Raw genomic sequence first — 394 nt, forward strand, 5'->3', positions numbered from 1 at the left:
CGACATCCTGCGCTTGCGCCCGTCGCTGCAGGCATAGACCGGCCAGCCGGCTTCGCTGCATTCGCTGGCCGTGCAGATATGGGTAAGGCAGTTGCCGGCGGTCAGCCGGAAGCCGCCCTTTCCGGCGAAGCCCTGCAGCAGGCTGCCGTCCGCTGCCCGCCATGTCCGTTGCTGGAATTCAGGCCGCAGCTGAAGAGGTTCGAGCGGTGCGGCGAGATTGGCCGTGCCGGTCACACCGGTGAGCAACAGACGATAGCGCGCCATGCCGGTCGTATAGGCGGTCAGGAGATCGGACTCGCCCAAATAGGTCGTTGCCAGGTCGGAGCGGTCGAATAGATGGGACAGGCGCGTGCCCGCCGCTGTCGGGCTCATCAAGGCAACCAGGGCGACCAAG

The 394-nt window shown here is 66.2% G+C and carries 1 protein-coding gene; it reads right to left on the reverse strand.

The genetic code is table 11. The features are described 5' to 3' along the window. Positions 1-372 (reverse strand): hypothetical protein (locus EN852_RS35800; protein ID WP_246694507.1); only part of this gene is annotated, 372 nt, incomplete at its 3' end. Positions 373-394: the final 22 nt, after the last annotated feature.

The sequence above is a fragment of the Mesorhizobium sp. M2E.F.Ca.ET.209.01.1.1 genome (assembly GCF_004010375.2).
In the GTDB taxonomy this organism is placed as follows: Bacteria; Pseudomonadota; Alphaproteobacteria; order Rhizobiales; family Rhizobiaceae; genus Mesorhizobium.